We start from the raw sequence: 23,918 nt of genomic DNA, 5'->3' as shown, positions 1-23,918 counted from the left end.
CCGGTGCACGCTAGCCACCGGCGGTGACAGGGGGCGTCAGCCCAGCCCCACGCCCACGGCCCCGGTCAGCAGGTCCTTGGTGTAGAGGTCGCGCAGCCGGTTGACGTCGGAGGCGGTCAGCGGCTGCGACGTCGTCACCATCACCCGGTCGCCGGTGACCGCCAGCACCCGCCCGTACTCGGCCGGCGTGATCGCGCCGGTGGGGCCGGCGGTGGGCCGCCCGGAGGCGTCCGCGGTGACCAGCACGAGCGGTCCGGGGACGCCGCCGTCGAGGTCGCGCCGGTAGTGGTCGGTGTGCCCGTTGGTGTCGGCCGGCAGCGCCGCCGCGGCGGTGGAGAAGAAGGCGTGGCGGCCGGTCGGGTCGAGCTCGACCTGGTGCTCCCACACCGTCGTCTGCCCGGTGCCCAAGGGGACGACGGCGCCGGTGACGGTGTCCACCCGGTAGGCCAGCCCGGTCGGCCAGGTCTGCGCCGGGAAGGCCGTGGTGACGCGGTTGCTGGTGACCAGGGCGACGTAGCGCCCGTCGTCGCTGACCGCGAGGTCGCCGGTGTCGCGGTAGACGGCGAAGGGCAGGGTCCGGCCGGTGGAGGTGGTGACCTGCGAGACCACCCGCAGCTCGCCGGCGCCCGTTCCGGACAGCGTCCTGCGGTAGGCCAGGACCCCGGAGGGGCTGTCGGCGCCGAAGACGGCGAACCGGCCGTCCGGGGTCAGCGCCAGGGCCGGGCCCGTGGCGGCGCCGCTCAGCTCGCCGCCGGTCGGCGTCGTGGAGACCCGGGTGACGCTCCCGTCGGAGAGCCGCTTGGCGAAGACGTCGACCCGACCGTTCGTGTCACCGGGGACCAGGTCGGCCCGCGCCGAGTAGAAGAGCACCAGGTCGCCGTCGCCCGACACCGCGACCGACGGGCCGGTGGCGTAGACCGACGCCGCGGGCTGCAGCAGGGTGCCGGCCACCGTCGGGGCGGCGCTGCCGCCCTGCGGTGCGCTCACCAGGGTCCAGCCGCGGGCGGCGACGTCGTAGCGGTAGACGTCGGCCAGCCCGTTGGTGTCGCGCGGGTCGAGGGCCGCCGTCGTGGCCAGGACGACGGAGCGCCCGTCGTCGCTGACCGCCGGGACGCTGGTGTTCGTGGTGTCGGCCGCGCCGGTGGCGGTCGCCGGCAGCGGGGCGATCCGCGTCCGGGTGCCGGCGGTGCGGTCGACGAGGTACAGCTCGTAGGCGGTGTTGGTGTCCGACGGCTCCAGGCGGGCGCGGGTGCCGACGACGACGTACCGGCCGTCGCTGCTGGCGGCCACGCCGCCGCTCTCCCCCGCTCCCTCGACCGGGACGGCGGCGTACAGCGGGGTCGCCGACACCGCGGCGGAGCGCGCCGAGACGTTGCCCGCGGAGTCGACCGCGACGACGGTGAACGCGTACGTCGTGCCGTTGGTCAGGCCGGTCACCGTCGCCGAGGTCGCCGGCGCCGGCACGGTGGCGACGGTGCTGCCGTCGGCGGCCAGCACCCGGTGCCCGGCGACGTCGGCGCCCCCGGCGTCCCAGCCCACGACCGCCTGGCGGTCGCCCGCGGTCGCCGTCGCGCCGGTCGGCGCCGGCGGCGGGGTGAGGTCGGTCGGGGTGGCGTCGGCGGTCGCCGGCTCGGAGCGGTTGCCGCGGGTGTCGACGGCGACCAGCGCGTAGCCGTAGGTGCGGTCGTTGACCAGCCCGGCGTCGGTGTACGACGTCCCGGCCGGTGTCGCGATCTGGACCCCGTCGCGGTAAAGCAGGTACCCCGCGAGGTCGGGCTCGGCGTTCGCCGTCCAGGTCAGCTCGACCAGCCCGTCGCCGTGGACCGCGGTGAACCCGGCCGGCGCCGCCGGCGCGGTGAGGTCGGTCGGGGTCGCGCTCAGCGACACGGAGCCGGAGCGGTTGCCGTGGCTGTCCACCGCGACCAGCGTGTAGCCGTACGTCCGGTCGTTGACCAGCCCGGTGTCGGCGTACGTCGTCGCGCCGGTCACGGTGGCGACCTCGACGCCGTCGCGCAGCACCCGGTAGGAGGCCAGGTCGGGCTCGGCGTTCGCCGTCCAGGAGAGGGCGACCTGCCCGTCGCCGCGGACGGCGGTGAACCCGGCCGGGACGGCGGGCGCGGTGAGGTCGGTCGGCTGCGCCGCCGCGGCCGTGGACGGTCCCGAGGCGTTGCCCGAGGTGTCGACGGCGACGACCTCGTACCGGTACGCGGTGTCGTTGACGGCGGTGGTGTCCGTGTACGTCGCGCCGGGAACGGTGGCGGTCCGCACGCCGTCGCGCAGCACCACGTACCCGGCGAGATCGGGCTCGGTATTCGCGGTCCAGGTGAGCGTGACCCGGCCGTCGCCGGCGGTCGCGACCAGCCCGTCGGGCGCGGCCGGCGCCCGGCGGTCCGCCGCGGCCACCTCGACCGCGGTGGACGCGGCCGACCGGTTGCCGTGGGTGTCGACCGCGACCACCGCGTAGCTGTGCGCGGCGCCGTCGACCGGGCTGCCGTCGATGTGGGTGGTCCCGGCAACGGTCGCGACCTCCGTGCCGTCGCGCAGCACGACGTAGCCGGCGACGTCGGGCTCGGGGCTCGCCGTCCACGACAGGCTGACGCGGTCCCCGCCGTCGACCGCGGTCAGGCCCGTGGGGGCCGGCGGCGGGGTGAGGTCGGTCGGGGTGGCCGACGCCGTCGCGGCGGCCGAGACGTTGCCGGAGGTGTCGACGGCGACCAGCTCGTAGCCGTACGCCGTGTCGTTGACGACGGCGACGTCGGTGTGGGTGGTCGACCCGGTTACGGTGGCGACCTGCACCCCGTCGCGAAGCACCCGGTAGGAGGCCAGGTCGGGCTCGGCGTTCGGCGTCCAGCTGAGGGTCACCTCGCCGTCGCCGCGGGTCGCGGTGAACCCGGCGGGGCGGGCGGGGGCGAGGCGGTCGGCCGGTGTCGCGCGCACGGTCTCCGACGGCGCGGAGGCGTTGTCGTGGGTGTCGACGGCGACGACCGCGTAGTCGTAGGTCGTCTCGTTCACCACGGTGGTGTCGGTGTGGGCGGTCCCGCCGGTCACGGTGGCGAGGACGGCGCCGTCGCGCAGCACCCGGTAGGAGGCCAGGTCGGTCTCGGCGTTCGCCGCCCAGGTCAGCTCGACCCGCCGGTCGCCGGCGGTGGCCGCCAGGCCGGTGGGCGGCGCCGGGGCGCTCAGCTCGTGCGGTGTCGCGGTCGCCGGCGACGACGAGACCGACCGGTTGCCGTGGGTGTCCACCGCAGCGAGCGTGTAGCGGTAGGGCGTGTCGTTGACGAGCCCGGCGTCGGTGTAGGTCGTCGCGCCGGCCACGGTGGCGACCTCGACGCCGTCGCGCAGCACCCGGTAGGAGGCCAGGTCGGGCTCGGTGTTCGCCGCCCAGGAGAGGGCGACCTGCCCATCGCCGCGGACGGCGGTCAGGCCGGTGGGCGCGGCGGGCGGCGTGAGGTCGGTGGGCGTGACCTGGACCGCGGTCGAGGCCGCCGACCGGTTCCCGTGGCCGTCGACGGCGACCAGCGTGTACGTGTACGTCCGGTCGTTGACCAGCCCGGTGTCCAGGTACGTCGTGCCGGGGACCGTGGCGACCTCGACGCCGTCGCGCAGCACCCGGTAGGAGGCCACGTCGGGCTCGGTGTTCGCCGTCCAGGACAGGCCGGCCCGGCCGTCCCCCCGCCCCCCGACGAGGCCGGTCGGCGCACCGGGCGGGGTGAGGTCGGTCGGGGTCGCGCCGACCGCCGGCGTGGAGGCGGCCGACCAGTTCCCCGAGGTGTCGTGCGTCTCCACCGTGTAGGCGTAGGTGCGGTCGTTGACCAGACCGGTGTCGGTCCAACCGGCGGTGCCGCGGCCGGCGAGCAGGTCGGTGACCGGGACGCCGTCGCGGAGGACGCGGTAGCCGTCCGCGTCGTAGTCCGCGCTGTTGGCCGTCCAGGACAGCGTGACCCGGCCGTCGCCGCGGGCAGCGGTCACCCCGGTCGGGGCGGCCGGCGCGACGGCGTCTCGCGGTGTGCCCCGCAGGGGCGTGCTGGGCTGCCCCACGTACGTGGTCGGGATGAAGAGGACGGTCGTCGCCGTCACGGTCCGGACGGTGACCGCGTACTCCCGGCCGTTGACCAGGCCGGTCAGGGTCGCGGTCCGGGTGGCGGCGTTCGTCGAGACCCGGGGGGCGGTCTCGGCGTCCAGGAAGACCTGGTACCCGCTCGTCGCGGTCTCGGTGGACGCGGACCACGAGACGGCCAGGGCCCGGTCGGCGTCGGTCACCCCGACGCTCGCCGGCGGTGCGGGGTCCTGGGTGCTCGCCGTCTCCAGCCGCGGCGAGGGCGGGGTCTGCCCGCACAGCGCCACGGTCAGCACCGCGACGACGCCGGTCAGCGGCCGCAGCAGCCGGCCGCGGGGACGCCGACCACCGCGCCGAGCGGCACCGACGTCGCGCATCTGTCGCGTCCCTCCTGCCGGAGCGCCCGCGGACCAGCGGGGCCAACCGGGTTGTCGGCAACCGATCGCCGCCGCTTGAGGGGGGACGGGGGCGCTCCTCCGGAGGGGTGGGTCAGGGGACGGCGGCGTCGACGCCACCCGGCTCGGCAGGGGTACGGCGGGCCGGGCCGCGACGGGTGGCCAGCACGCAGCCGAGCACGACGACCGGCAGTCCCACCGCGAGGCCGAGGGTGAGCGGCTCGTCGAGCAGCAGCACGCCGAGCAGCACCGCCACGGCCGGGTTGAGGAAGGTGATGACCAGCGCGCGCTGCGGGCCCACCTCGCGGATCAGCGCGAAGAACAGCGCCAGCGCCAGCGCGGTGCACACCAGCCCGAGGACGAGCACGGCCAGCAGCGCGTCCGCGGGCGCCCGCGCGGCCGCGTCCAGCCGGGGGACGGCGAACGGCGCGTAGACCAGCGAGGTGACGGTGAGCGCCACCGCGCTGGCGGCCACGCCCGGCACGTCGGGCAGCGCCCGGCTGACGATCAGCGGCGCGGTGGCGTACCCGACGACGACCAGCGCGACCGCGAGCAGCGGCAGCGGCGCGAGGCCCTCGACGTCCAGGCCGAGCAGCAGGCCGATGCCGGCCACGCCCAGGCCCATGCCCAGCAGCCGGACGCGGGTCAGCCGCTCCTCCTCGCCGGCCAGCCACCCGGCCAGCGCGGCCACGAACGGCACCGCAGCGACGAGCAGGCCGGTGAGCGAGCTCGACAGCGTCTGCTCGGCGTAGGCCAGCAGCAGCCACGGGCCGGTCATCTCCAGCGCGGTGAAGGCCAGCAGCGGCCGCCAGTGCCGCAGCGCGGTGCGCAGCCCGCCCCGGGCGACGGTCCAGGGCAGCAGCAGCGCCGCGCCGAGCACGCACCGGCCGAAGACGACGACCACGGGCGGCAGGTCCTCGACGGCCACCTTGATGAGCAGGTACGGCACGCCCCAGATCAGCGACATCGCCAGGAACAGCGCCCAACCCCGTCGGCTCACCGCTGCCCCCGCACCCGGTCATCCTGCCCGGGCGTTTCCCGGCGCCGGCACCGGGCACCGCCCGACGGTGCGCGCTGCCCCTCCCCCGCCCGGACGGCGGCCGGCGGCCTCGGGGCTGCTGTTCGGCGCCGGCCTCACGGGCTCGGTCGACGAGATCGTCTTCCACCAGCTGCTGGGCTGGCACTCCTTCTACGACCGCGCGAGCGGGACGGTGGGCCTGGTATCCGACGGGCTGCTGCACGCGGCGACGCTCTCGGCCGTCGTCGCCGGGCTGGCGCTGCTGGCCGACCTGCGCCGCCGCGGCGCCCTGGACCCCCGCCGGTGGTGGGCGTTCGTGCTGCTGGGCGCCGGCGCCTTCCAGCTGTGGGACGGCGTGGTCGACCACAAGCTGCTGCGGGTGCACCAGGTCCGCTACGGCGTCGACCTCACCGGCTACGACCTGGCGTGGAACGCCTCCGCCGTCGTCCTTCTCGCCGCCGGCGCCGTGCTGCTGGTGCGCGCCCGGCGCCGTCCCGCCCGGTGAGCGCGCTGCCGGTCCTGGCGCTGCTGGCCGCGGGCTCGCTGTACGTCACGGCCGGCTGGCGCACCCCGTGGCCGCTGCGGCGGACGGCGTCCTGGCTGACCGGCCTGACCGCGGCCGGCGCGGGTGTGGTCCTCACCACTGCCCACGGCGACCTGCGCACCCACATGGCCGGGCACCTCCTGCTGGGCATGGTCGCGCCGCTGCTGCTGGTCCTGGCCGCCCCGGCCACCCTGGCGCTGCGGGCGCTGCCGGTCGCGGCGGCCCGGCGGCTGGCCCGGCTGCTGCGGACCCCGCCGCTGCGCCGGGCCGCCGACCCGCTGGTCGCCGTCCCGGTCAACGCCGCCGGGCTCTGGCTGCTCTACGGCACCGGGCTGCACGCGGCCGCCGGCCACAGCCCGGCCCTGGGTGCGCTCGTGGCGCTGCACGTGCTCGTCAGCGGGTACCTCGCGACCGCCGCGGTGCTGGCCGTCGACCCGGCGCCGCACCGCCGTGGGGTCGGCGTGCGGGCCACCGCGCTGGCCGCCGGCGCGGCCGCCCACGACGTCCTGGCGACGTGGCTGTACGCCACGCCCCCGCCCGGGGTGGTGCACGCCGCGGAGGGCGCCCGGCTGATGTGGGACGGCGGCACCGTCGTCACGCTCGGGACGGCCGCGGTGCTGTGGCGGCGCTGGTACGCCAGCCGGGACGCCGTCCGGGCCACCGGGGCACCCGCGGGCCCCGCCGTCCGGGCAGCATGAGCGGATGGACGCCGCCGACCGCCTCGCCGCCCTCGTCGACGCCCTCGCCGACGAGCCGGACGTGACGCCCCCCGACACCACCGGCCCGCGCCGGTTCGGGTCGCGGGCACTGAAGGTCGACGGCGCGGCCTTCGCGATGGTGGTGCGCGGCGCCCTGGTGCTCAAGCTGCCCGGGGACCGGGTGGCCGCGCTGCTCGCCGACGGGCGCGGCGGGCCGTTCGGTGGCCGGGGCCGGCCCTACCACGAGTGGATCGCGCTGGCCGACGGCGAGCCGGCCACCGACCTGCCGCTGGCGCGCGAGGCGCTGGCCTTCGCCCGCTCCCGGCGTGACGCGGTCAGCTGACCGGCCAGGCCACCTCGAGATGGGGCTCGCCAGGGCCGACGTCCCGGCCGGTGAGGTACACCTCGACCGGGCTGCCGATGCGCGCCAGCCCGGCGGCGTCGCACCAGCGGGCGACGGCGTCGTAGGCGTCGAGGAGGCGTGGGTACTCCGCCTCGGCGCGGGTCAGCACGGTGACCGCCTCCCGGCCGGCGGGCTGCCGGCGCACCGCCAGCTGCCCCGTCGGCCGCACCGTGCCGGTGAACGGGACGGCGACCTCGACCGGGCCGTCGCTGTCGGCGGTGACCATGCCGTGGTAGACGACCCGCAGCGCGCCGGCGCGGGTCGCACCCGACGCCGCGAGGTGCTCCTCGAGGGCGCGGGCGGCGTCGGGGACGAAGGCGCCGAGCTCCTCGACGGTCAGCCGCCGCTGCGTGGTCAGCAGGGTGAGCTCGTCGGTGGTGCGCAGGGCGACGTCGTGCACGGGGGCCTCCGGGGGGGTCGTCGTCGCCGGCGAGTCGCCGGTGCAGGGAGCGGACGAGCGCCCGCCGGCGCGCCACGTCGTCCTCGACGTCGCGCCACCAGCGGTCGACCGCGGCCAGCCGGTCGGCCGGCTCGAGGTCGACCACCTCCCGCACCCGGGCCGGCGGCATGCCGGCCGGCGCAGCAGCCCGACGAGGCGGGCCCGGGCCACCTGGGCCGGGGCGAACCAGCGGTAGCCGGTGTGCCGGTCGACGCGCGAGGGCGCGAGCAGGCCCCGGTCGCCGTAGCGCCGCAGCGCCTCGGGTGACAGCCGGGTGCGGCGCAGGAAGTCGCCGACCCGCAACATCTGCTCGTCTCGCCCACCGTGGAGCCGGCCCCAGGGGCCGGGTCAAGCGCGGCCGGGATAGCGGCGCGCGAAGTCGGCGAAGCGCTTCAGGGACAGCCGGACGCCGACCACCGCGGCCGGCTTCACCAGGGGCCAGCCCACCCGCCCCAGCAGCCCGAAGGGCAGCCACAGCTGCTCGGTCCAGGTCACGAGGGAACCCGCCCCCTGGGGCGTGACCTCGAAGGTGCCCGGCCCGCGCACGATCCGGCCGGTGTGCTGGACGACGGCTCGCCGGGGCGGGTCCCACTGGGTGACGACCATCGTGTCGAGCACGCCGCGGCGGCGTCCCCGGAGGGGCAGGCCGGTGCGGGCCGCCAGCCGGCCGCCGACGGCGTGCGGGTCCCCGCCGGTGACCTCGACGTCGGTCAGCAGCATCCACTCCCCCTGGCGGGTCCAGTCGGTGAGCGCCGCCCACACCTGCTGCGGCGGTGCGTCCACGACCACCGTCTCCACCAGTTCACGCACCGTTCCGCGCTCCGTTCCCGCCCGCGGGGGCGTCGTCCGGACCGGGCGCCGTCCGCCCGGTCTCCTCCAGGCGGGCGCGCAGCGCCGCGACCTCCGCGTCGCGCTCCTCGAGCGCCTGGGCAAGCTGCTCGAGCAGCCAGTCGACCTCGGTCATCCGGTAGCCCCGGACGGTCACCGCCATGCGCACGCCGCGCACGTCGTCCGCGCTGACCGGCCGGTCCTCGGGCAGCTCCAGCGGGGAGCGGTCCGGGTCGGCGGGCGGCTGGGTCTCGCCGCGGCCGAGCAGCACCGAGCCGCCGAGGAACAGCAGCCCGCCGACCACCGCGACGGTGAGGACGACGACGACCGCCTCGAGCACCCGGGCCCTCAGGCGTCGCTGGGCTCGTCGTCGACCGGGAAGTCGACGGGGAAGGCCCGCATCCCGCCGCCGTTGTCGCCGGCCTGCCGTGCCTTCTCGGCCAACTGGACGATCCGCACGACCTCGTCGACGTCGTCGGTGACCGTGAACAGGTCCAGGTCGGTGTCCCTGATCGTGGCCGCGGGCACCATCGTCGTCCGCAGCCAGTCGACCAGCCCCGACCAGTACTCCGACCCGAACAGCACCACCGGGAAGCGGGTCACCTTGCGGGTCTGCACCAGGGTGAGGGCCTCGAACAGCTCGTCGAGGGTGCCGAAGCCGCCGGGGAGGATGACGAAGGCCTGCGCGTACTTCACGAACATGGTCTTGCGGACGAAGAAGTAGCGGAACGCGATGCCGACGTCGACCCACTCGTTGAGCTCCTGCTCGAACGGCAGCTCGATGCCCAGGCCGACCGAGAGCCCGCCGGCCTCGGACGCGCCGCGGTTGGCGGCCTCCATCGCGCCCGGGCCGCCGCCGGTGATGACCGCGTAGCCGGCCTCGGCCAGCGCCGCGCCGATCGCCACGCCGGAGGCGTAGTGCGGCGAGTCCTGCGGGGTGCGGGCGCTGCCGAAGACGCTCACCGCGCGCGGCAGCTCGGAGAGCAGGCCGAAGCCCTCGACGAACTCGCTCTGGATGCGCAGCACCCGCCACGGATCGGTGTGCACCCAGTCGGTCGGGCCGCGGCGGTCGAGCAGCCGCGCGTCGGTGGTCGTCCCCTGCAGGCGGGGGTCGGGCTCCCCGCCGCGCAGCATCACCGGGCCGCGGTGGCGGGTGGGCCGCGGCTTGCGGGCGTTGGCGGGCTCGGGGGTGGTCGTCATGCACGCTCCTGGTCGGTGGGCGATCGGTCGGCCTGTCCGGCGAGATACGAGACGAGCGCGTCCTCGGCCGGCTGCAGCCGGTCGACGAGGACGTGCTCCTCGCGGGTGTGGGCAAGCTGCGGGTCGCCGGGGCCGTAGTTGATGGCCGGGATGCCGAAGGCGGCGAAGCGGGCGACGTCGGTCCAGCCGAGCTTGGCCCGCGCCGGCCGGCCGACGGCGGCGGCGAAGGCCGCGGCCGCGGGCTCGGACAGGCCCGGCAGCGCCCCGCCGGCGTTGTCGACGACGGTCAGCGTCGCCCCGGCGGCGAGCGCGTCGGCGAAGACCTCGCGCACGTGCGCCTCGGCGGCGTCCTCGTCCCGGTCGGGGGCGTAGCGGAAGTTGACCGTCACCGCGCAGGCGTCCGGGATGACGTTGCCGGCCACCCCACCCTCGATGCGGACGGCGTTGAGCCCCTCGTGGTAGACGCAGCCGTCGATGTCGACCTCCCGCGCCTCGTAGGCCGCCAGCGTGGCGAGGATGCCGGCCGCGCCGTGGACCGCGTTGACGCCCAGCCAGCTGCGGGCGCTGTGCGCGCGCCGGCCGGGGACCTCGAGCACCGCCTTCAGCGTGCCCTGGCAGCCACCCTCGACCTCGCCGTCGGTCGGCTCGAGCAGGATCGCGAGGTCGCCGTAGAGCCACCCGCGCCGCTCCCGCGCGACCCGGCCGAGGCCGTTCTTCACCGCCTCGACCTCCTCGTTGTCGTAGAAGACGAACGTGAGGTCGTGGGCGGGCTCGGCGCCGGGGACGCCGAAGCGCCCGGCCAGCCGCAGCATCACCGCGTCGCCGGCCTTCATGTCGCTGGCGCCGCAGCCGTAGAGCCGGCCGGTCCCCTCGTCGAGCCGGCTGGGCACGTTGTCGGCGATCGGCACGGTGTCCAGGTGTCCGGCGAGGACCACCCGGGTCGGGCGCCCGAGGTCGGTCCGGGCGAGGACGGCGTCCCCGACCCGCTCGACCTCGAGGCCCCCGAGCGCCCGCAGCGCCGCCTCGACGGCGTCGGCGAGCGGCGCCTCGCTGCCCGACACCGACGGCGCGTCGACCAGCGCGCGGGTGAGCGTCAGGACGTCGGCGGCGGGGTCCAGCAGGGGCAGGTCGGTCACGACTCCCGAGCCTACGGGCGGCGTCCGGGCCCAGCCGCCGCAGCGCGGCAGCCCGTCACCCGCTGTTCACCACAGGCGGCCGGGAGGGCACTCCTGTCTCCCGGGACCCTCCCGCTGCCCCGCGTGGTGGCCGCGCGGGGGTGCATCGGCCGGCCACCCGGCCCCCGACCGAGTCGGCAGCGAGCGACCGGCGCTCGGTAGCGTCGTCCCCGTGACCGACCCCGCCCCGCTCTCCGCCGTCGCCGCCGGTCTGGCCACCGTGACCCGCGCGGGCACGGTGCTCGACACCTGGTACCCCGAGCCGCGGCTCGGCGCGCCCGAGGGCGCCCGGACCGGCACCACCCGGCTGGGCGCGCTGGAGATCTCCGGCGAGCTCGGCCCCGACTACGGCGGCCTGGTGCGCAGCGACGAGTCCCGCGGCGTCGAGGTGGCCGCCGTCCGGACCGTCATCGCGGACCTGTCGGCACCGCCCGCGGACGCCCACGACGTCTGGCTGCGGCTGCACCTGCTCTCCGCCCGGCTGGTCACGCCGCGCAGCATCAACATGGACGGCGTCTTCGGGCTGCTCACGAACGTCGCCTGGACCAGCGCCGGCCCGGTCGAGGCCGCCTCGTTCAACCCGCACCGGCTGCGCGCCGCGCACGGGCAGGTCACCGTCTACGGCGTCGACAAGTTCCCGCGGATGGTCGACTACGTGATCCCCTCCGGCGTCCGTGTCGCCGACGGCGACCGGGTGCGGCTGGGCGCCCACCTCGCCGAGGGGACGACGGTCATGCACGAGGGCTTCGTGAACTACAACGCCGGCACCCTGGGGCCGTCGATGGTCGAGGGCCGGATCAGCGCGGGCGTCGTCGTCGGCCCCGACAGCGACATCGGCGGCGGCGCCTCCATCATGGGCACGCTCTCCGGCGGCGGGAAGCAGGTCGTCTCGATCGGCTCGGGCTGCCTGCTGGGCGCCAACGCGGGCATCGGCATCTCCCTCGGCGACAACTGCGTCGTGGAGGCCGGCTGCTACGTGACCGCCGGCTCACGGGTGACCCTGCCCGACGGCTCGGTGGTGAAGGCCGCCGAGCTCTCCGGGCGGGACGGCCTGCTGTTCCGCCGCAACTCGGTCTCCGGCGCCCTCGAGGCCCTGCCGCGGACGGGCACCTGGGGCGAGCTCAACGCCCAACTGCACGCCAACACCTGAGGGAGGACCCCTCGGGACGGGGGCCGGGCGGGCTCAGGCGTCCCCCGGTAGAGCCGGGACGTCGAGGTGCTCGAGCAGGGCGACGACGAACTCCTGCGGCCGCTCCATGTGCGGGGAGTGCCCGACACCCGGCAGCACGACCTCCTGGTAGGTCCCGCCGCCGGCGGCGTAGCGGTCCAGGACGGCGCGGGTCTGGGCGACCATCGGCTGCGGCGGGCAGGCGTCGGCCCCCGGCCAGCCCGGCACCGCACCCAGCGCACCCAGCTGTGCCAGGTCGAACAGCGACGCGTCGGACACGATGGGGTCGGCGTCCCCGCGGATCCACAGGACCGGCGGCTTGCCCGGCAGGTCGGCGATCCCGGAGAGGTCGAACACCGTGGGCGCCACCGTGTTGAGCACCCCCCGCTCCCCCGGTGACACGCCCGGCCAGGTGGCGGAGGTGGCCGCGTCCCCCGGGTAGTGGTCCTCGCCGGTGCGGGTGGAGAGCATCGAGGCGACGAACACGTCCTCCAGCTGCGGGTCGACGGGCAGCGACCCGGGCGCCACGTAGAAGGCGCGCAGGACCGCCCGCGGGCTGGTCGGGCGGTCGGCCGTGGTGTCGCCGGCGGCGATCGCAGCCACGAACTCCGGGTTGGCCACGCCGGCCCCGGAGCCCGCGCCGTCCTCCGACAGCAGCCGCCCCTCCGGCCCGGCGGTCCCGCCGAAGCCGTACGGGGACATCGGCGCGACCAGCGCCACCGACGCGACCCGCTCGGGCCGGTCGAGCAGGAACTGCAGCACCACGCCGGCACCCATGCTCCAGCCGACCAGGTGCACCCGGTCGAGGCCGAGGGCGTCGACGAGCGCGGCGACGTCGTCTGCCCAGTCCCGCACCCCGCGCCGCGCGTCGATCGGCAGCGGGTCGGTGTCGCCGTAGCCCCGCAGGTCGACCGCGAGCGGCCGCACCCGGCCGGTCTCGGCCAGGGCGAGCAGCGGCTGCTGCCAGAACAGCGCCGAGCTGACGTTGCCGTGCACGAAGAGCACGGCCTCCCCGGGCCCGGCCGGGTCGACACCCTCGGGGTGCAGCACGTTCTGGGTCAGCCGGTCGGTGGGCACCCGGGTCGCGGTGGTGCCGGGCAGCAGGCTGTCGCTCATGCGGTCTCCTCGCGGGTGGCTGGGCGGGACACGGTAGCGACGGACACCTCCCCGCGGCAGCACCGCGCTGCCAGGGAGCGCACCTACAGTCACGGGCGATGAGCAGCACACGCAGCGCGACGGCCCGGCGGACGACGTCCGCCCGCCGGCCGCCGGCGCGTCGCCCGGCCCCCCGGCGCCGGCCCCCCGCCAAGCGCGGGAGCCGGGGGGCGCCGGCCGGGTCGTGGCGCTCCTGGCTGCCGCTGGGCCTCGTCGGGCTCGTCGTCCTGGGGGTGGTCGCGCTGGTGCGCAGCATCGAGGGTCCCGATCCGGTGGCCCTCACCGGCACCTGCACCGTGGCGGGCACCGGCCTCACGCTGACCGCCGAGCAGGCCGGCTCCGCCGCGACCATCGCCGCCGTCGGGCGGGCCCGCGGGCTGCCGGAGCGGGCCGTGGTCATCGCCCTGGCGACCGCGCAGCAGGAGTCGACGATGCGCAACCTCGACTACGGCGACCGCGACTCCCTGGGCCTGTTCCAGCAGCGCCCCTCGCAGGGCTGGGGCACCCCGGAGCAGGTGCGGGACCCGGTCTACGCGGCGGGCGAGTTCTACGACGGCCTGGTCCGGGTGCGGAACTGGGAGTCCCTGCGGCTCACCGACGCCGCCCAGCGCGTGCAGCGCAGCGGCTTCCCGGAGGCCTACCAGAAGCACGAGCCCCTGGCCCAGCAGCTCACCGCGGCGTTCGCCGCGCCGGAACCGGGCCGGCTGACCTGCAGCTACGAGACCCCGGTCCCCGGCGGGCGGCTCAGCGCGCGGGTCACCGCCGCCGCGGGCGTCGTGGAGTCGGAGCTGGGCGCGACGACCACCGAGCGCTTCGGCGCGGTGGAGGTCGACGCGGCGTTCGGCTGGCCGGCGGTCACCTGGGCGGTCGCGCACGCCGAGCGGCTGGGGCTGCGGTCGGTGTCCTTCGCCGGCTCCCAGTGGACCCCCGCCGGCGGGTGGGCGCCCTCGGACGCCGGCCCCGACGCGGTGCGCCTGGAACTGGCCCGCTGAGGCGGCGCCCGCGCTCAGCCGGTCAGGCGACCCACGGCGGCGTCGACCCGCTCGTCGGTGGCGGTGAGCGCCATGCGCACGTGCCGCCCGCCCGCGGGGCCGTAGAAGGAACCCGGCGCGGCCACGATGCCCAGGCCGGCCAGCCAGTCGATCGTCGTCCAGCAGTCCTCGTCCCGGGTGACCCACAGGTACAGCCCGGCCTCGGAGTGGTCGATGCGCGCCCCGGCGGCCCGGACGGCGGCGGCCAGCCGGCCGCGGCGGTCGCGGTAGCGCTCCCGCTGCTCGCCGACGTGGGCGTCGTCGGCCAGCCCGGCGGCCATCGCGGCCTGCACCGGCGTGGGCACCAGCAGCCCGAGGTGCCGGCGGACCTCCCAGACCTGGCGGACCAGCGCCGGGTCGCCCGAGAGCAGCCCGGCGCGGTAGCCCGCGGCGGTCGACTGCTTGGACAGCGAGTGCACCGCGAGCAGGCCGGTGTGGTCGTCACCGGCGACCTCCGGGTGCAGGACCGACCGCGGCTCGACGTCCCAGCCCAGGGTCGCGTAGCACTCGTCGGCGACCACCGGCACGCCGTGCGCCCGGCCCCACGCCACCCAGGCGCGCAGCTCGTCACCGGTCAGCACCCGACCGTGCGGGTTGCCCGGGGAGTTCAACCACACCAGCACCACACCGGCGGCGTCGTCCGGCGGGGTGTCGGTCCGCCGCACGGTGAGCCCGGCCAGCACCGCGCCGACCTCGTAGGTCGGGTAGGCGACCTCGGGGATGAGCACCGTGCCGGCGCCGCGCAGCCCGAGCAGGGTCGGCAGCAGCGCGACGAGCTCCTTGGACCCCACGGTGGGGATCACCGAGGGCACGGCGCCCAGCGGGTCGGCCAGCCGCACTCCCAGCCGGCGCTGCAGCCAGCCGGCCGCGGCGGTCCGCAGCTCGGCGGTACCCAGCGCGGTCGGGTAGCCCGGCGCGTTGCCCGCGCCGGCCAACGCGGTGGCGAGCAGCTCAGGGGTGTCGTCGACCGGCGTCCCGATGGACAGGTCGACAACCCCGCCGGGGTGCGCCGACGCCCGGGCCCGGGCGCCGGCGAGCGAGTCCCAGGGGAAGTCCGGCAGTCGGCCGGCCACCTCCCCCGTGGCCGTGCCCGTCAGTGACCCTCGCCCTGCGGCGGCAGGGCGGCCACGAGCGGGTGGTCCTTGCCGATCTTGCCGGTCTTGGCGGCACCGCCGGGGCTGCCAAGGTCGGAGAAGAACTCCACGTTGGCGTTGTAGAAGTCCTTCCACTTGTCCGGGACGTCGTCCTCGTAGTAGATGGCCTCCACCGGGCAGACCGGCTCGCAGGCGCCGCAGTCGACGCACTCGTCGGGGTGGATGTAGAGCATCCGGTCGCCCTCGTAGATGCAGTCCACCGGGCACTCGTCGATGCACGCCTTGTCGAGGACGTCGACGCAGGCCTGGGTGATGACGTAGGTCACGGTGATTCCCTCCCGGGGACGTGCGGAGCTGCTCCGCCGGCGCGACGGCCGGTCGTCTCTGGCCTCAAGTATGGCCCGTGGCGCTCTCGTGAAACGGAACGGGTGGCCTGGTGGGCCACCGCCGGGTGAGCCCCCACCGGATCTCGCGCCGCGCGGACCCCGCAGGATCGGGCCGTGGGACAGAGTCGGTCACCCCTGGACGTCGCAGGCCTCGAACTGCTGGCCGCGCGCGGCTGGCGCGGGACGGAGGAGGCCCGGCTGGGCGACTGGCTGCTGCGCGCGGGTGGAGGCTTCACCGGCCGGGCCAACTCCGCGCTGGTCGTGGGCGACCCCGGCATGCCGCTGCCCGACGCGGTGGACGCCGTCACGTGCTGGTACACCGACCGCGGGCTGCGGCCGTGCGCGATGCTGCCGGGCCGCCAGTCCCGCGCCGCCGACGACGCCTTCGCCGCGGCCGGGTGGGAGCGGGACGAGGACGTGCTCGTGCTGACCGCCGCGCTGACGCCGGGGGCCCCGGACGGCGTCCCGGTCACCCTCTCCCCCGAGCCGGACGAGGCGTGGCTGGCCGGGTACCGGCACCGCGGGCTGCCGCTGCCGCCCTCGGCCCGCGCCGTGCTGGGCAACGCCGAGGAGGTCGCCTTCGCCGCCGTGCGGCTCGACCCGCCCCCGGCGCCGCTGGCCGCCGTCGCCCGCGGGGTGGTCACCGACGACTGGCTGGGCGTCGCCGCGGTCACCGTCGCGGAGCGCCACCGCCGGCAGAGGCTGGCGACCGCGGTCATGGCCGCGCTGCAGCGGTGGGGCGCCGACCGCGGCGCGCGGTGGACCTACCTGCAGGTGTCGGCGGCCAACGCCCCGGCGCGGGCGCTCTACCGGCGAGCGGGCTTCATCGAGCACCACCGGTACCACTACCGGTACGCGCCGGCCTGACGCCGTCCCGGGGGGCGGCGAGCACCTTGCCGACGGCGAACGCCGCGGCCACCACACCGCCCAGCAGGAAGGCCATCGAGAACACCCCGAGGACGCCGCCGCCGACGAGCAGCAGGTCGCCCTCGGGACGGCGCAGGCTGGCGGCGACCGCAATGACCAGCCACACCACGGCGGGCAGCACCGCGGCCGGGCGCGAGCCGGTCAGCCGCACGGCCAGGCCGACCAGCAGCAGGTTGCCGACGACCGCCGCGACCACCGACACGGGGACGGGCACACCGAGGACCCGCAGCGGCAGCCAGAGGACCTCCACCACGGCCAGCCACGCCGCCAGCACGGTGACCAGCAGCGCCGCCCCGAGGCCCCGGATCACGCGTCCAGGCCGGCGAACAGGTCGTCCTCCCAGCCCTCGGGCGTCGCGGCCGGGCCCCGGTCCCCGCGCACCAGCCGGTAGTACTCGGTACCGAGGACCTCCTTGCCGAGGTTGTTCGACAGCGCGAAGAACGGGCCGTCGACGGTGATCTGGGTGGCGTGCGCGCGCATCGCGGCGTCCTTGCGCCCGGCGTGCGCCCGCCCGTCGACCGCCGCGGCGACCAGCTCGTCGGGGACGGCGAACGGCACGTCGTCCACCTCGCCCAGCGACGCGAACGGCGAGTCCTCCCCCAGTGCCGCCAGCGCCTCGATGCCCTGCCGCATCACCGAGCGCGGCACGCAGCACCAGTAGACCTTCGCGACGTCCCACGCGTCGCCGAGGTCGGGGCGGTACGCGGGGTCGGCGGCGGCGTCCACGGCACGCATGGCGACACGGTGGGCCTGGATGTGGTCGGGGTGGCCGTAGCCGCCGTTCTCGTCGTAGGTGACCACGACCTGCGGCCGGACGTCCCGGACGACGGCGACGGCGTGCGCCACGACCTCGTCGAGGTCGGCGTTCCAGAAGGCGCGGGGCTTCTCGTTGGCCGGGCTCCCCATCATCCCGCTGTCGCGGTACCGGCCCGCGCCGCCGAGGAAGCGCCAGTCGGTCACGCCCAGGGCCTCCATCGCGGCCCGGAGCTCGGCGATCCGGTACCCGCCGAGCTGGTCGGCGTGCTCGGGGGCGAGCAGCTCCAGCTCGGGGACCAGCACCTCGCCCTCCTCACCGAGGGTGCAGGTGAGCAGGGTGACCGCGGCCCCCTCGGCGACGTAGCGGGCCATGGTGGCGCCGTTGTTGATCGTCTCGTCGTCGGGGTGGGCGTGCACCAGGAGCATGCGGCGGGAGGGCGTCACGGACACATCCTCCCTGGCACCGCCGACGCGATCATGGCGCGCTGACCGCTCCGCGCGGCGCAGCGGTGGTCACCACGCCATGGTCGTCGTGCCGCGCCGCTCAGCTCTCCAGCGGGACGACCTCGCGGGCCTCGGCGAAGTGGCAGGCCGACGGGTGTCCCTGGCCGCGGTCGACCAGTGCGGGGGCCTCCTGGGCGCAGATGTCCTGGGCCTTCCAGCAGCGGGTGCGGAACCGGCAGCCCGAAGGTGGGTCGGCCGGGCTCGGCACGTCGCCCTGCAGGATGATCCGGTCCTTCTGGCCACGCAGGTGCGGCTCGTGCAGCGGGACCGAGGACAGCAGCGCCTGCGTGTACGGGTGCGACGCCGCCCCGTAGACCTGGTCGTCGGTGCCCTCCTCCACGACACTGCCGAGGTACATGACCGCGACCCGGTCGGAGAGGTGGCGCACCACGGACAGGTCGTGGGCGATGAACACGTAGGAGAGGCCGAACTCGTCCTGCAGGTCCTCGAGCAGGTTGACCACCTGGGCCTGCACCGACACGTCGAGCGCCGACACCGGCTCGTCGCAGACGATGACCTCCGGCTGCAGTGCCAGCGCCCGGGCGATGCCGATGCGCTGCCGCTGGCCGCCGGAGAACTGGTGCGGGTACCGGTTCACGTAATCGGGGTTCAGTCCCACCCGCTCGATGAGCTCGCGGGCGCGCTTGCGCCGGTCCTTGGCCGGGACGACGTCCTTGTGGACCTCCCAGCCCTCGGCGACGATGTCGCCCACCGTCATCCGCGGGTTCAGCGACGCGTACGGGTCCTGGAAGATGATCTGGACCCGGCGGCGGTACTCCTTGAGCCGGCGCCGGTTCATCCGCGCCACGTCCTCGCCGTGGAACAGGATCTGTCCCGCGGTGGGCTTCTCCAACCCCATGAGCAGTTTGGCCACGGTCGACTTGCCGCAGCCGGATTCGCCCACCAGCCCGAGGGTCTCGCCACGGCGGAGGGTGAGGTCGACACCGTCCACCGCGTGGACGTGGCCGACGACGCGGCGGGCGATGACCCCCTGGGTCAGCGGGAAGTGCTTGACGAGGCCGCGCACCTCGAGCAGCGGCTCGTCAGGCCGGGGTTCCGGTTCTGCGCGCACGGAGGACCTCCTCACGGTAGTGGCAGGCGCTGGCCCGGCCGATGGAGCCGACCGGGAGCAGCAGGGGGACGTCGTCTCGGCAGTTCCTACCGGGCGGCGCCCCCTCGAGGACCCGGCGCGGGCAGCGCGGGTGGAACGGGCAACCCGACGGGATGCGGGAGAGGTCCGGCGGCGTCCCGACGATGGGCTGCAGGCGCTTTCCCTTGTCCTCCACCGCGGGGACCGAGGCCATCAGGCCCTCGGTGTAGGGGTGGCTCGGGTCGCTGAAGACCTCGTCGACGGTGCCGGTCTCCACGACGTTGCCGGCGTACATGACCAGGACGCGGTCGGCGACCTCGTTGACCACGCCGAGGTCGTGGGTGATGAGCAGCAGGCCCATGCCGGTGTCGCGCTGCAGGTCCTTGAGCAGCTCCATGATCTGCGCCTGGACGGTGACGTCGAGCGCCGTCGTCGGCTCGTCGGCGATGAGCACCCTCGGGTTGAGCGCGAGCGCCATCGCGATCATCACCCGCTGCCGCATGCCGCCGGAGAACTGGTGGGGGTAGGCGTTGACCCGCTCACGGGCCGCGGGGATGCGTACCCGGTCGAGCAACTCGATCGCTGCCTCCTTCGCCTCCTTGCGGCTGGTGCCGAGGTGCGCCCGGAACATCTCGGCGATCTGGTGACCGACGGTGAAGACCGGGTTCAGCGAGGACAGGGCGTCCTGGAAGATCATCGACATGCCCGGCCCGCGGACGGCGCGCTGCTCCTCGGCGCTGGCACCCAGCAGGTCCCGCCCCTCGAAGAGCACCCGGCCACCGGTCACGAAACCGGGAGGCGAGTCGAGGATGCCCATGACGGCCTGGACGCTGACGCTCTTGCCGGAACCGGACTCGCCGAGGATGGCCACCGTCTCGCCGGGGTGGACCTCGTAGCTGATCCCGTTGACCGCCCTGACGACGCCCTTGGGTGTCCGGAACTCGACGGAGAGGTCCTCCACCTCGAGGACCGGGGTGCCGGGCAGCGGGGCGGGCAGGGGTGCGGGGTGGGACATGGCGGACGACGTCGTGATCACCGCAGCTTCGGGTCGAGGGCGTCGCGCAGGGCGTCGCCGATGAGGATGAAGGAGAGCACGGTCAGCGACAGGAAGATGCTCGGGAAGAAGATCAGGTGCGCGGCGTCCCGGAGCCGGGTCTGCGCCGAGTTGATCTGCAGACCCCAGGAGATCTCCGGCAGCTGCAGCCCGATGCCGAGGAAGGTCAGCGTCGCCTCCGCGGCGATCAGCGTCCCGATGTAGATCGTCGAGTAGACGAGCACCGGGGCGATGGCGTTGGGCAGGATGTGCCGCACCAGGATCCGCCGCGTCGGCGCCCCGAGCGCCCGCGCCGCCTGCACGTAGTCGGCCTCCTTCACGGAGACGACCGTCGAGCGGACCAGTCGCATCGACGTCATCCAGCCGAAGACGACCAGCGCGAGCGCCACCTCGAGCACGCCGCGCTCGGGCAGCACGGACAGCAGGATGAAGGCGCCCAGGATGAGCGGCAGGCCGTAGAAGATGTCGGTGACCCGGGCCAGGACGCTGTCGATCCAGCCGCCGTGGTAGCCGGCCAGCGAGCCGATCACGATGCCGAGCGCCAGGGTCCCGAGCATCGCGAGGAAGCCGATGGTCACCGACACCCGGGCCCCGTGGACGACGTTGGCGTAGTAGTCGCAGCCCTGGACGTCGTAGCCGAACCAGGCCGAGCCGCTCGGGCCCTCCGCCGAGCGGGCCAGGTCGCACGACCGCGGGTCGACGCTGGTGAACAACTGCGGGAACGCGGCCATCACCAGGAAGACGGCGAGCAGCAGCGCTCCGACGAGGAAGAACGGGTTCCTGCGGAGGCTGCGCCAGGCGTCGGACCAGAGGCTGGCCTCCTCGATCGCCGGGCTGCCGGCGACCTCCGCCTCGAGGGTGGCCTCCGCGCGCTCGGTCCGGGGCTGGTCCGTTCCGTGCTCCGGAGTGGCCAGCCCGGTCGCGCGGTCGGTGGGCGGCCGTTCAGTCATATCGGATCCTCGGGTCGAGCAGGGCGTACAGGATGTCCACGACGAGGTTGAAGAAGATGTAGAAGAAGACGAACAGCGTCACGATGCCGACCACGACCGCCCCCTCCTGGCGCAGCACGGAGTCGTACACCGCTCGGCCGAGGCCGGGGATGTTGAAGATGGTCTCGGTCACGATGGCCCCGCCCATCAGCGCCCCGATGTCGGCGCCGATGAACGTCACGACCGGGATGAGGCTGTTGCGCAGCGTGTGCTTGCCGATGACGACCGCCGGCTTGAGCCCCTTGGCGCGCGCCGTCCGCACGTAGTCCTGCCGCAGGTTCTCCGCGAGGCTGGTCCGGGTCAGCCGGGCCACGTAGGCCAGCGACAGGCTGGCCAGGACCAGGCCGGGCAGAACGTAGCTGTACCAGCCCTCGCCGATGCCGGACGTCGGGAACAGCCCCAGCCGCAGGCCGAAGACGTACTGCGCGACGAAGCCCAGGACGAACACCGGGACGGAGACGATCAGCGTCGTCGTCACCAGGACCAGGTTGTCGAAGAAGGACCCGCGGCGGATGCCGGCGAGGATGCCGGCGGTCAGGCCGATCAGCGCCTCGAAGATGACGGCGGCGAGGGCCAGCCTGGCGGTGACCGGCAGCCGCTGTTCGATCGTGTCCAGCACGGCCCGGCCGGAGAAGTCGGTGCCGAAGTCGCCCTGGAGCAGGCCGCCGACGTACTTCAGGTACTGCAGCCAGAGGGGGTCGTCGAGGTTGTACTCGGCCCGCAGCTGGGCCTGCACGGCCTCCGAGAGCGGCCGGTCGCCGGCGAGCGCCCGGATGGGGTCACCGGGCAGCGCGTACACCATCGCGAAGATGAGGAACGAGGCCCCGATCAGGACGGGGATGGTGAGCAGCAGGCGGCGGGCGATGTAGCGGCCCATGCGCTGCCTCCTTGGTTCTCCAGGAGCGGGGCCCGGGCTCAGCCGGGCTCAGGGTAGGGGCCGGACACGAAGGTGCGCCCGACCCGGGTGGGTCGGGCGCACCCCTCGTGCCTCAGCTGTCCGACTCGGTCAGACCGTCACTCGACGACCTCGACTGCCGCCGCGTCGATGCGACCGAAGGCGTTGATGATGACGTTGTCGACGCGCTCGGAGTGCGCGCCCTGGTTGAGCCGGTAGAACAGCGGGGCGGCCGGGAAGTCGGCGAGGAGCACGTCCTCGGCGGCCTGGTAGCCCGCGATGGCGGCCTCGTCGCCGTCCGCGGCGTTGGCCTCGGCCAGCAGCCGGTCGAACTCCGGGTTGCTGTAGAAGGTCACGTTCGACCCGGCCGGCGGCAGGGCCTCGGTGGAGTACAGCGGGCCGAGGAAGTTCTCGGCGACCGGGTAGTCCATGATCCAGCCGGAGCGGAACGGGCCGGTCATGCCCTGGGCGTCCTGCAGTGGCAGGTACTCGGCGAACTGCAGGTCACCGCGCAGCGCGTACTCGACGCCCAGGTTCTCCCGGATCTGGTTGCCGACCGCTTGCATCCACTCCTCGTGGCCACCGCCGGCGTTGAACCACAGGTCCACCGGCTGGCTTCGGTCGAAGCCGGCCTCGTCGAGCAGCCGGTTGGCCTCCTCGACGTCGAGCTGGCAGGTGTCGCAGGCGTCCGCACGATGGCCGTTGACGACCGGGCTGATGTACGACGCCGCCGGCGTGCGGGTGCCGTTGAAGATGGCGTCGCTGATTGCCTGCCGGTCGATCGCCATCGAGAAGGCCTTGCGCACGTTCGGGTCGGCGAACCGCTGGTCGTAGGTCGGGAAGCCGAGCGAGGTGATGTCGCCCTGCTCGGTCTCGATGTACCGGTCACCGAACTCCTGCTCGGCCGTCGCGATGGCGTCCGGCGGGAGGGTGTCGACGATGTCGAGCGTGCCGCCCTGCAGGTCGGTGTACGCGGTGCTCTGCTCGGTGTAGACGCGGATCTCGACCGACTCGGCGTTCGCCGGCTGGTCCCCGCCGTACTCGTCGAAGCGGGACAGGGTGATGCCCACGCCGGGGACGAACGGCTCCTCGGCCTGGAAGGGGCCGTTGCCGATCGGCTGCTCGCCGAAGCCCTCGGGGTCGTCGAAGAAGGCCTGCGGCAGCGGGAAGAAGGCGCTGTACCCGGTCGTGGTGGGCCACTGGGCGTACGGCTCGGCCAGCTGGACCTCGAAGGTGAGGTCGTCGAGCTGCCGCAGACCGCTCATCTCGGTGGCGGCGGGCTGGCCGCCGGTCTCGGCGGCCTGCAGGTCGTCGTAGCCGGCGATGTTGGCGAAGAAGTAGCTGTTGCCCTGTGCGTTGGCGCTGTTGGCGGTGTAGTTCCACGCCTGGATGAAGGACTGCGCGTTGACCGGGGTGCCGTCGTGGAACGTCCAGCCATCCTTCAGCGTGACCGTCCAGGTCTGCTGGTCCGCCGACTCGATCGACTCCGCGACGCCGGTGTACGCGGCCTGGTTGGTCTCCGGGTCGTACTCGACCAGACCGGTCCACAGCGTGTCGACGACCTGGCCGCCCTCGGTCTCCGTGGTGTTGCCGGGGACCAACGGGTTCTCGGGCTCGTTGATGTAGATGCTGAAGGTGCCGCCGTCCGCGGCGGCACCCCCCGAGCTACCGCCGTCGTCGTCGCCGCCACCACAGGCGGACAGCAGCATCGCGCCGGACAGACCGGTCGCGATGAGCGCAGCAGAGCGCTTGCTCAACCTCACGTGCAATGCCTCCCTCGTCCCGCTCAGCGGGGGGAACGGACTGGTTCGCCGGCAGCCAGCGTTCACGGACGGGCGGCCGGGGTCGTGCGGACAGGTACCGGGTCTACTCGGTACGAGCCGGGACCCTAGGCGCGCCCCGCGAAGGGCGTCCACGACCGACACCGACTTGTGACCTCGGCTCACCATCTCACAGGGTGGAATCATGCTTGCACGCGCCCAGGGGTCCGTTGTAGTTGAGGATCTCCGGCCTGACGGCAGGTCGACCGGACATCTTCCACCCCTCCGACCCCCGTGTGTCAGGTCCGTCGGCGGTGGGTAGACCAGCCAACTCTGGCGAGAGAGGAGTCGA

Annotated in this window: 23 protein-coding genes; 6 read left to right on the top strand and 17 right to left on the bottom strand. The window is 75.0% G+C overall.

Features of this window, described 5'->3' with window-relative positions:
• Positions 1-36: 36 nt before the first annotated feature.
• On the bottom strand, positions 37-4,434 hold the full coding sequence (locus BLW63_RS17560) for a fibronectin type III domain-containing protein (RefSeq protein WP_091159046.1): 4,398 nt from the start codon (positions 4,432-4,434) through the stop codon (positions 37-39).
• Between the two features lie 112 nt (positions 4,435-4,546).
• Complete coding sequence (locus BLW63_RS17555) at positions 4,547-5,452, bottom strand: DMT family transporter (RefSeq protein WP_091159044.1); 906 nt, start codon at positions 5,450-5,452, stop codon at positions 4,547-4,549.
• A 67-nt stretch (positions 5,453-5,519) separates the two neighbouring features.
• Between BLW63_RS17555 and BLW63_RS17550 the strand changes: the two genes are divergently transcribed.
• Genes BLW63_RS17550 through BLW63_RS17540 form a run of 3 tightly spaced genes read left to right on the top strand, consistent with a single transcriptional unit; the run spans position 5,520 to position 7,055 of the window.
• The gene (locus BLW63_RS17550; protein WP_091159042.1) at positions 5,520-5,975 is read left to right on the top strand and encodes a DUF2243 domain-containing protein; all 456 of its coding nucleotides are present in this window, start codon (positions 5,520-5,522) and stop codon (positions 5,973-5,975) included.
• The gene (locus tag BLW63_RS17545; RefSeq protein WP_091159040.1) at positions 5,972-6,712 is read left to right on the top strand and encodes a cytochrome c oxidase assembly protein; all 741 of its coding nucleotides are present in this window, start codon (positions 5,972-5,974) and stop codon (positions 6,710-6,712) included. The genes BLW63_RS17550 and BLW63_RS17545 overlap by 4 nt, the downstream gene beginning before the upstream one ends.
• A gap of 4 nt (positions 6,713-6,716) precedes the next feature.
• Positions 6,717-7,055: a hypothetical protein gene (locus tag BLW63_RS17540; protein ID WP_091159037.1), complete on the top strand. Its 339-nt coding sequence runs from the start codon at positions 6,717-6,719 to the stop codon at positions 7,053-7,055.
• Here BLW63_RS17540 and BLW63_RS17535 read toward each other — a convergent pair.
• Genes BLW63_RS17535 through dapE form a run of 5 tightly spaced genes read right to left on the bottom strand, consistent with a single transcriptional unit; the run spans position 7,048 to position 10,718 of the window.
• Complete coding sequence (locus BLW63_RS17535; RefSeq protein ID WP_091159034.1) at positions 7,048-7,860, bottom strand: MerR family transcriptional regulator; 813 nt, start codon at positions 7,858-7,860, stop codon at positions 7,048-7,050. The genes BLW63_RS17540 and BLW63_RS17535 overlap by 8 nt on opposite strands.
• A gap of 42 nt (positions 7,861-7,902) precedes the next feature.
• On the bottom strand, positions 7,903-8,364 hold the full coding sequence (locus BLW63_RS17530) for an SRPBCC family protein (protein WP_091159031.1): 462 nt from the start codon (positions 8,362-8,364) through the stop codon (positions 7,903-7,905).
• Entirely contained in the window at positions 8,357-8,722 is a 366-nt protein-coding gene (locus BLW63_RS17525) for a DivIVA domain-containing protein (RefSeq protein ID WP_091159028.1), read from the bottom strand. The genes BLW63_RS17530 and BLW63_RS17525 overlap by 8 nt, the downstream gene beginning before the upstream one ends.
• A gap of 8 nt (positions 8,723-8,730) precedes the next feature.
• Positions 8,731-9,582, bottom strand: coding sequence for an LOG family protein (locus BLW63_RS17520; RefSeq protein WP_091159025.1), 852 nt, complete (start codon positions 9,580-9,582; stop codon positions 8,731-8,733).
• On the bottom strand, positions 9,579-10,718 hold the full coding sequence (dapE, locus tag BLW63_RS17515) for a succinyl-diaminopimelate desuccinylase (RefSeq protein ID WP_091159022.1): 1,140 nt from the start codon (positions 10,716-10,718) through the stop codon (positions 9,579-9,581). The genes BLW63_RS17520 and dapE overlap by 4 nt, the downstream gene beginning before the upstream one ends.
• Positions 10,719-10,929: 211 nt before the next feature.
• Between dapE and dapD the strand changes: the two genes are divergently transcribed.
• Positions 10,930-11,907 (top strand): 2,3,4,5-tetrahydropyridine-2,6-dicarboxylate N-succinyltransferase, encoded by a 978-nt coding sequence (gene dapD / locus BLW63_RS17510; RefSeq protein WP_091159020.1) that lies wholly within the window; start codon positions 10,930-10,932, stop codon positions 11,905-11,907.
• Between the two features lie 33 nt (positions 11,908-11,940).
• On the opposite strand, the gene BLW63_RS17505 is transcribed toward dapD, so the two are convergent.
• Positions 11,941-13,041: an alpha/beta fold hydrolase gene (locus tag BLW63_RS17505; RefSeq protein WP_091159017.1), complete on the bottom strand. Its 1,101-nt coding sequence runs from the start codon at positions 13,039-13,041 to the stop codon at positions 11,941-11,943.
• Between the two features lie 98 nt (positions 13,042-13,139).
• On the opposite strand from BLW63_RS17505, the gene BLW63_RS28620 reads away from it, so the two are divergent.
• A complete protein-coding gene (locus tag BLW63_RS28620) occupies positions 13,140-14,072 on the top strand; it encodes a hypothetical protein (RefSeq protein WP_211517156.1) in 933 nt (310 codons plus the stop codon).
• 14 nt (positions 14,073-14,086) lie between these two features.
• On the opposite strand, the gene dapC is transcribed toward BLW63_RS28620, so the two are convergent.
• Together dapC and fdxA are read right to left on the bottom strand one after the other, a co-directional pair.
• Positions 14,087-15,184 (bottom strand): succinyldiaminopimelate transaminase, encoded by a 1,098-nt coding sequence (gene dapC, locus BLW63_RS17495; protein WP_170856833.1) that lies wholly within the window; start codon positions 15,182-15,184, stop codon positions 14,087-14,089.
• 20 nt (positions 15,185-15,204) lie between these two features.
• The gene (gene fdxA / locus BLW63_RS17490; RefSeq protein WP_012947287.1) at positions 15,205-15,531 is read right to left on the bottom strand and encodes a ferredoxin; all 327 of its coding nucleotides are present in this window, start codon (positions 15,529-15,531) and stop codon (positions 15,205-15,207) included.
• Positions 15,532-15,705: 174 nt separating this feature from the next.
• Between fdxA and BLW63_RS17485 the strand changes: the two genes are divergently transcribed.
• Positions 15,706-16,458, top strand: coding sequence for a GNAT family N-acetyltransferase (locus BLW63_RS17485; protein WP_091159014.1), 753 nt, complete (start codon positions 15,706-15,708; stop codon positions 16,456-16,458).
• Here BLW63_RS17485 and BLW63_RS17480 read toward each other — a convergent pair.
• The 7 genes from BLW63_RS17480 to BLW63_RS17450 form a co-directional block, all read right to left on the bottom strand.
• Positions 16,415-16,828 (bottom strand): hypothetical protein, encoded by a 414-nt coding sequence (locus tag BLW63_RS17480; RefSeq protein WP_091159012.1) that lies wholly within the window; start codon positions 16,826-16,828, stop codon positions 16,415-16,417. The two genes, BLW63_RS17485 and BLW63_RS17480, sit on opposite strands and share 44 nt — an antisense overlap.
• A complete protein-coding gene (mshB, locus tag BLW63_RS17475; protein ID WP_091159010.1) occupies positions 16,825-17,718 on the bottom strand; it encodes an N-acetyl-1-D-myo-inositol-2-amino-2-deoxy-alpha-D-glucopyranoside deacetylase in 894 nt (297 codons plus the stop codon). The genes BLW63_RS17480 and mshB overlap by 4 nt, the downstream gene beginning before the upstream one ends.
• A gap of 100 nt (positions 17,719-17,818) precedes the next feature.
• On the bottom strand, positions 17,819-18,850 hold the full coding sequence (locus tag BLW63_RS17470; protein ID WP_170856832.1) for an ABC transporter ATP-binding protein: 1,032 nt from the start codon (positions 18,848-18,850) through the stop codon (positions 17,819-17,821).
• On the bottom strand, positions 18,822-19,883 hold the full coding sequence (locus BLW63_RS17465; RefSeq protein ID WP_091159253.1) for an ABC transporter ATP-binding protein: 1,062 nt from the start codon (positions 19,881-19,883) through the stop codon (positions 18,822-18,824). Before BLW63_RS17465 ends, BLW63_RS17470 begins: the two co-directional genes overlap by 29 nt.
• Before the next feature lie 17 nt (positions 19,884-19,900).
• Complete coding sequence (locus tag BLW63_RS17460) at positions 19,901-20,872, bottom strand: ABC transporter permease (RefSeq protein ID WP_091159005.1); 972 nt, start codon at positions 20,870-20,872, stop codon at positions 19,901-19,903.
• Positions 20,865-21,788, bottom strand: coding sequence for an ABC transporter permease (locus tag BLW63_RS17455; protein WP_091159003.1), 924 nt, complete (start codon positions 21,786-21,788; stop codon positions 20,865-20,867). The genes BLW63_RS17460 and BLW63_RS17455 overlap by 8 nt, the downstream gene beginning before the upstream one ends.
• Positions 21,789-21,925: 137 nt before the next feature.
• Entirely contained in the window at positions 21,926-23,569 is a 1,644-nt protein-coding gene (locus tag BLW63_RS17450) for a peptide ABC transporter substrate-binding protein (RefSeq protein ID WP_211517155.1), read from the bottom strand.
• Positions 23,570-23,918 lie beyond the last annotated feature (349 nt).

Origin of the sequence: Geodermatophilus africanus (assembly GCF_900107105.1) — a bacterium.
In the GTDB taxonomy this organism is placed as follows: Bacteria; Actinomycetota; Actinomycetes; order Mycobacteriales; family Geodermatophilaceae; genus Geodermatophilus; species Geodermatophilus africanus.
This window is presented reverse-complemented; position numbering and strand designations above follow the sequence as displayed.

Bases quoted from the DNA above. Each gene is read 5' to 3' on its own strand.
- BLW63_RS17560 (WP_091159046.1), bottom strand. From the start codon at position 4,434: ATGCGCGACGTCGGTGCCGCTCGGCGCGGTGGTCGGCGTCCCCGCGGC.
- BLW63_RS17540 (WP_091159037.1), top strand. From the start codon at position 6,717: ATGGACGCCGCCGACCGCCTCGCCGCCCTCGTCGACGCCCTCGCCGAC.
- BLW63_RS17535 (WP_091159034.1), bottom strand. From the start codon at position 7,860: ATGTTGCGGGTCGGCGACTTCCTGCGCCGCACCCGGCTGTCACCCGAG.
- BLW63_RS17520 (WP_091159025.1), bottom strand. From the start codon at position 9,582: ATGACGACCACCCCCGAGCCCGCCAACGCCCGCAAGCCGCGGCCCACC.
- BLW63_RS17505 (WP_091159017.1), bottom strand. From the start codon at position 13,041: ATGAGCGACAGCCTGCTGCCCGGCACCACCGCGACCCGGGTGCCCACC.
- BLW63_RS28620 (WP_211517156.1), top strand. From the start codon at position 13,140: ATGAGCAGCACACGCAGCGCGACGGCCCGGCGGACGACGTCCGCCCGC.
- BLW63_RS17465 (WP_091159253.1), bottom strand. From the start codon at position 19,883: ATGTCCCACCCCGCACCCCTGCCCGCCCCGCTGCCCGGCACCCCGGTC.
- BLW63_RS17460 (WP_091159005.1), bottom strand. From the start codon at position 20,872: ATGACTGAACGGCCGCCCACCGACCGCGCGACCGGGCTGGCCACTCCG.
- BLW63_RS17455 (WP_091159003.1), bottom strand. From the start codon at position 21,788: ATGGGCCGCTACATCGCCCGCCGCCTGCTGCTCACCATCCCCGTCCTG.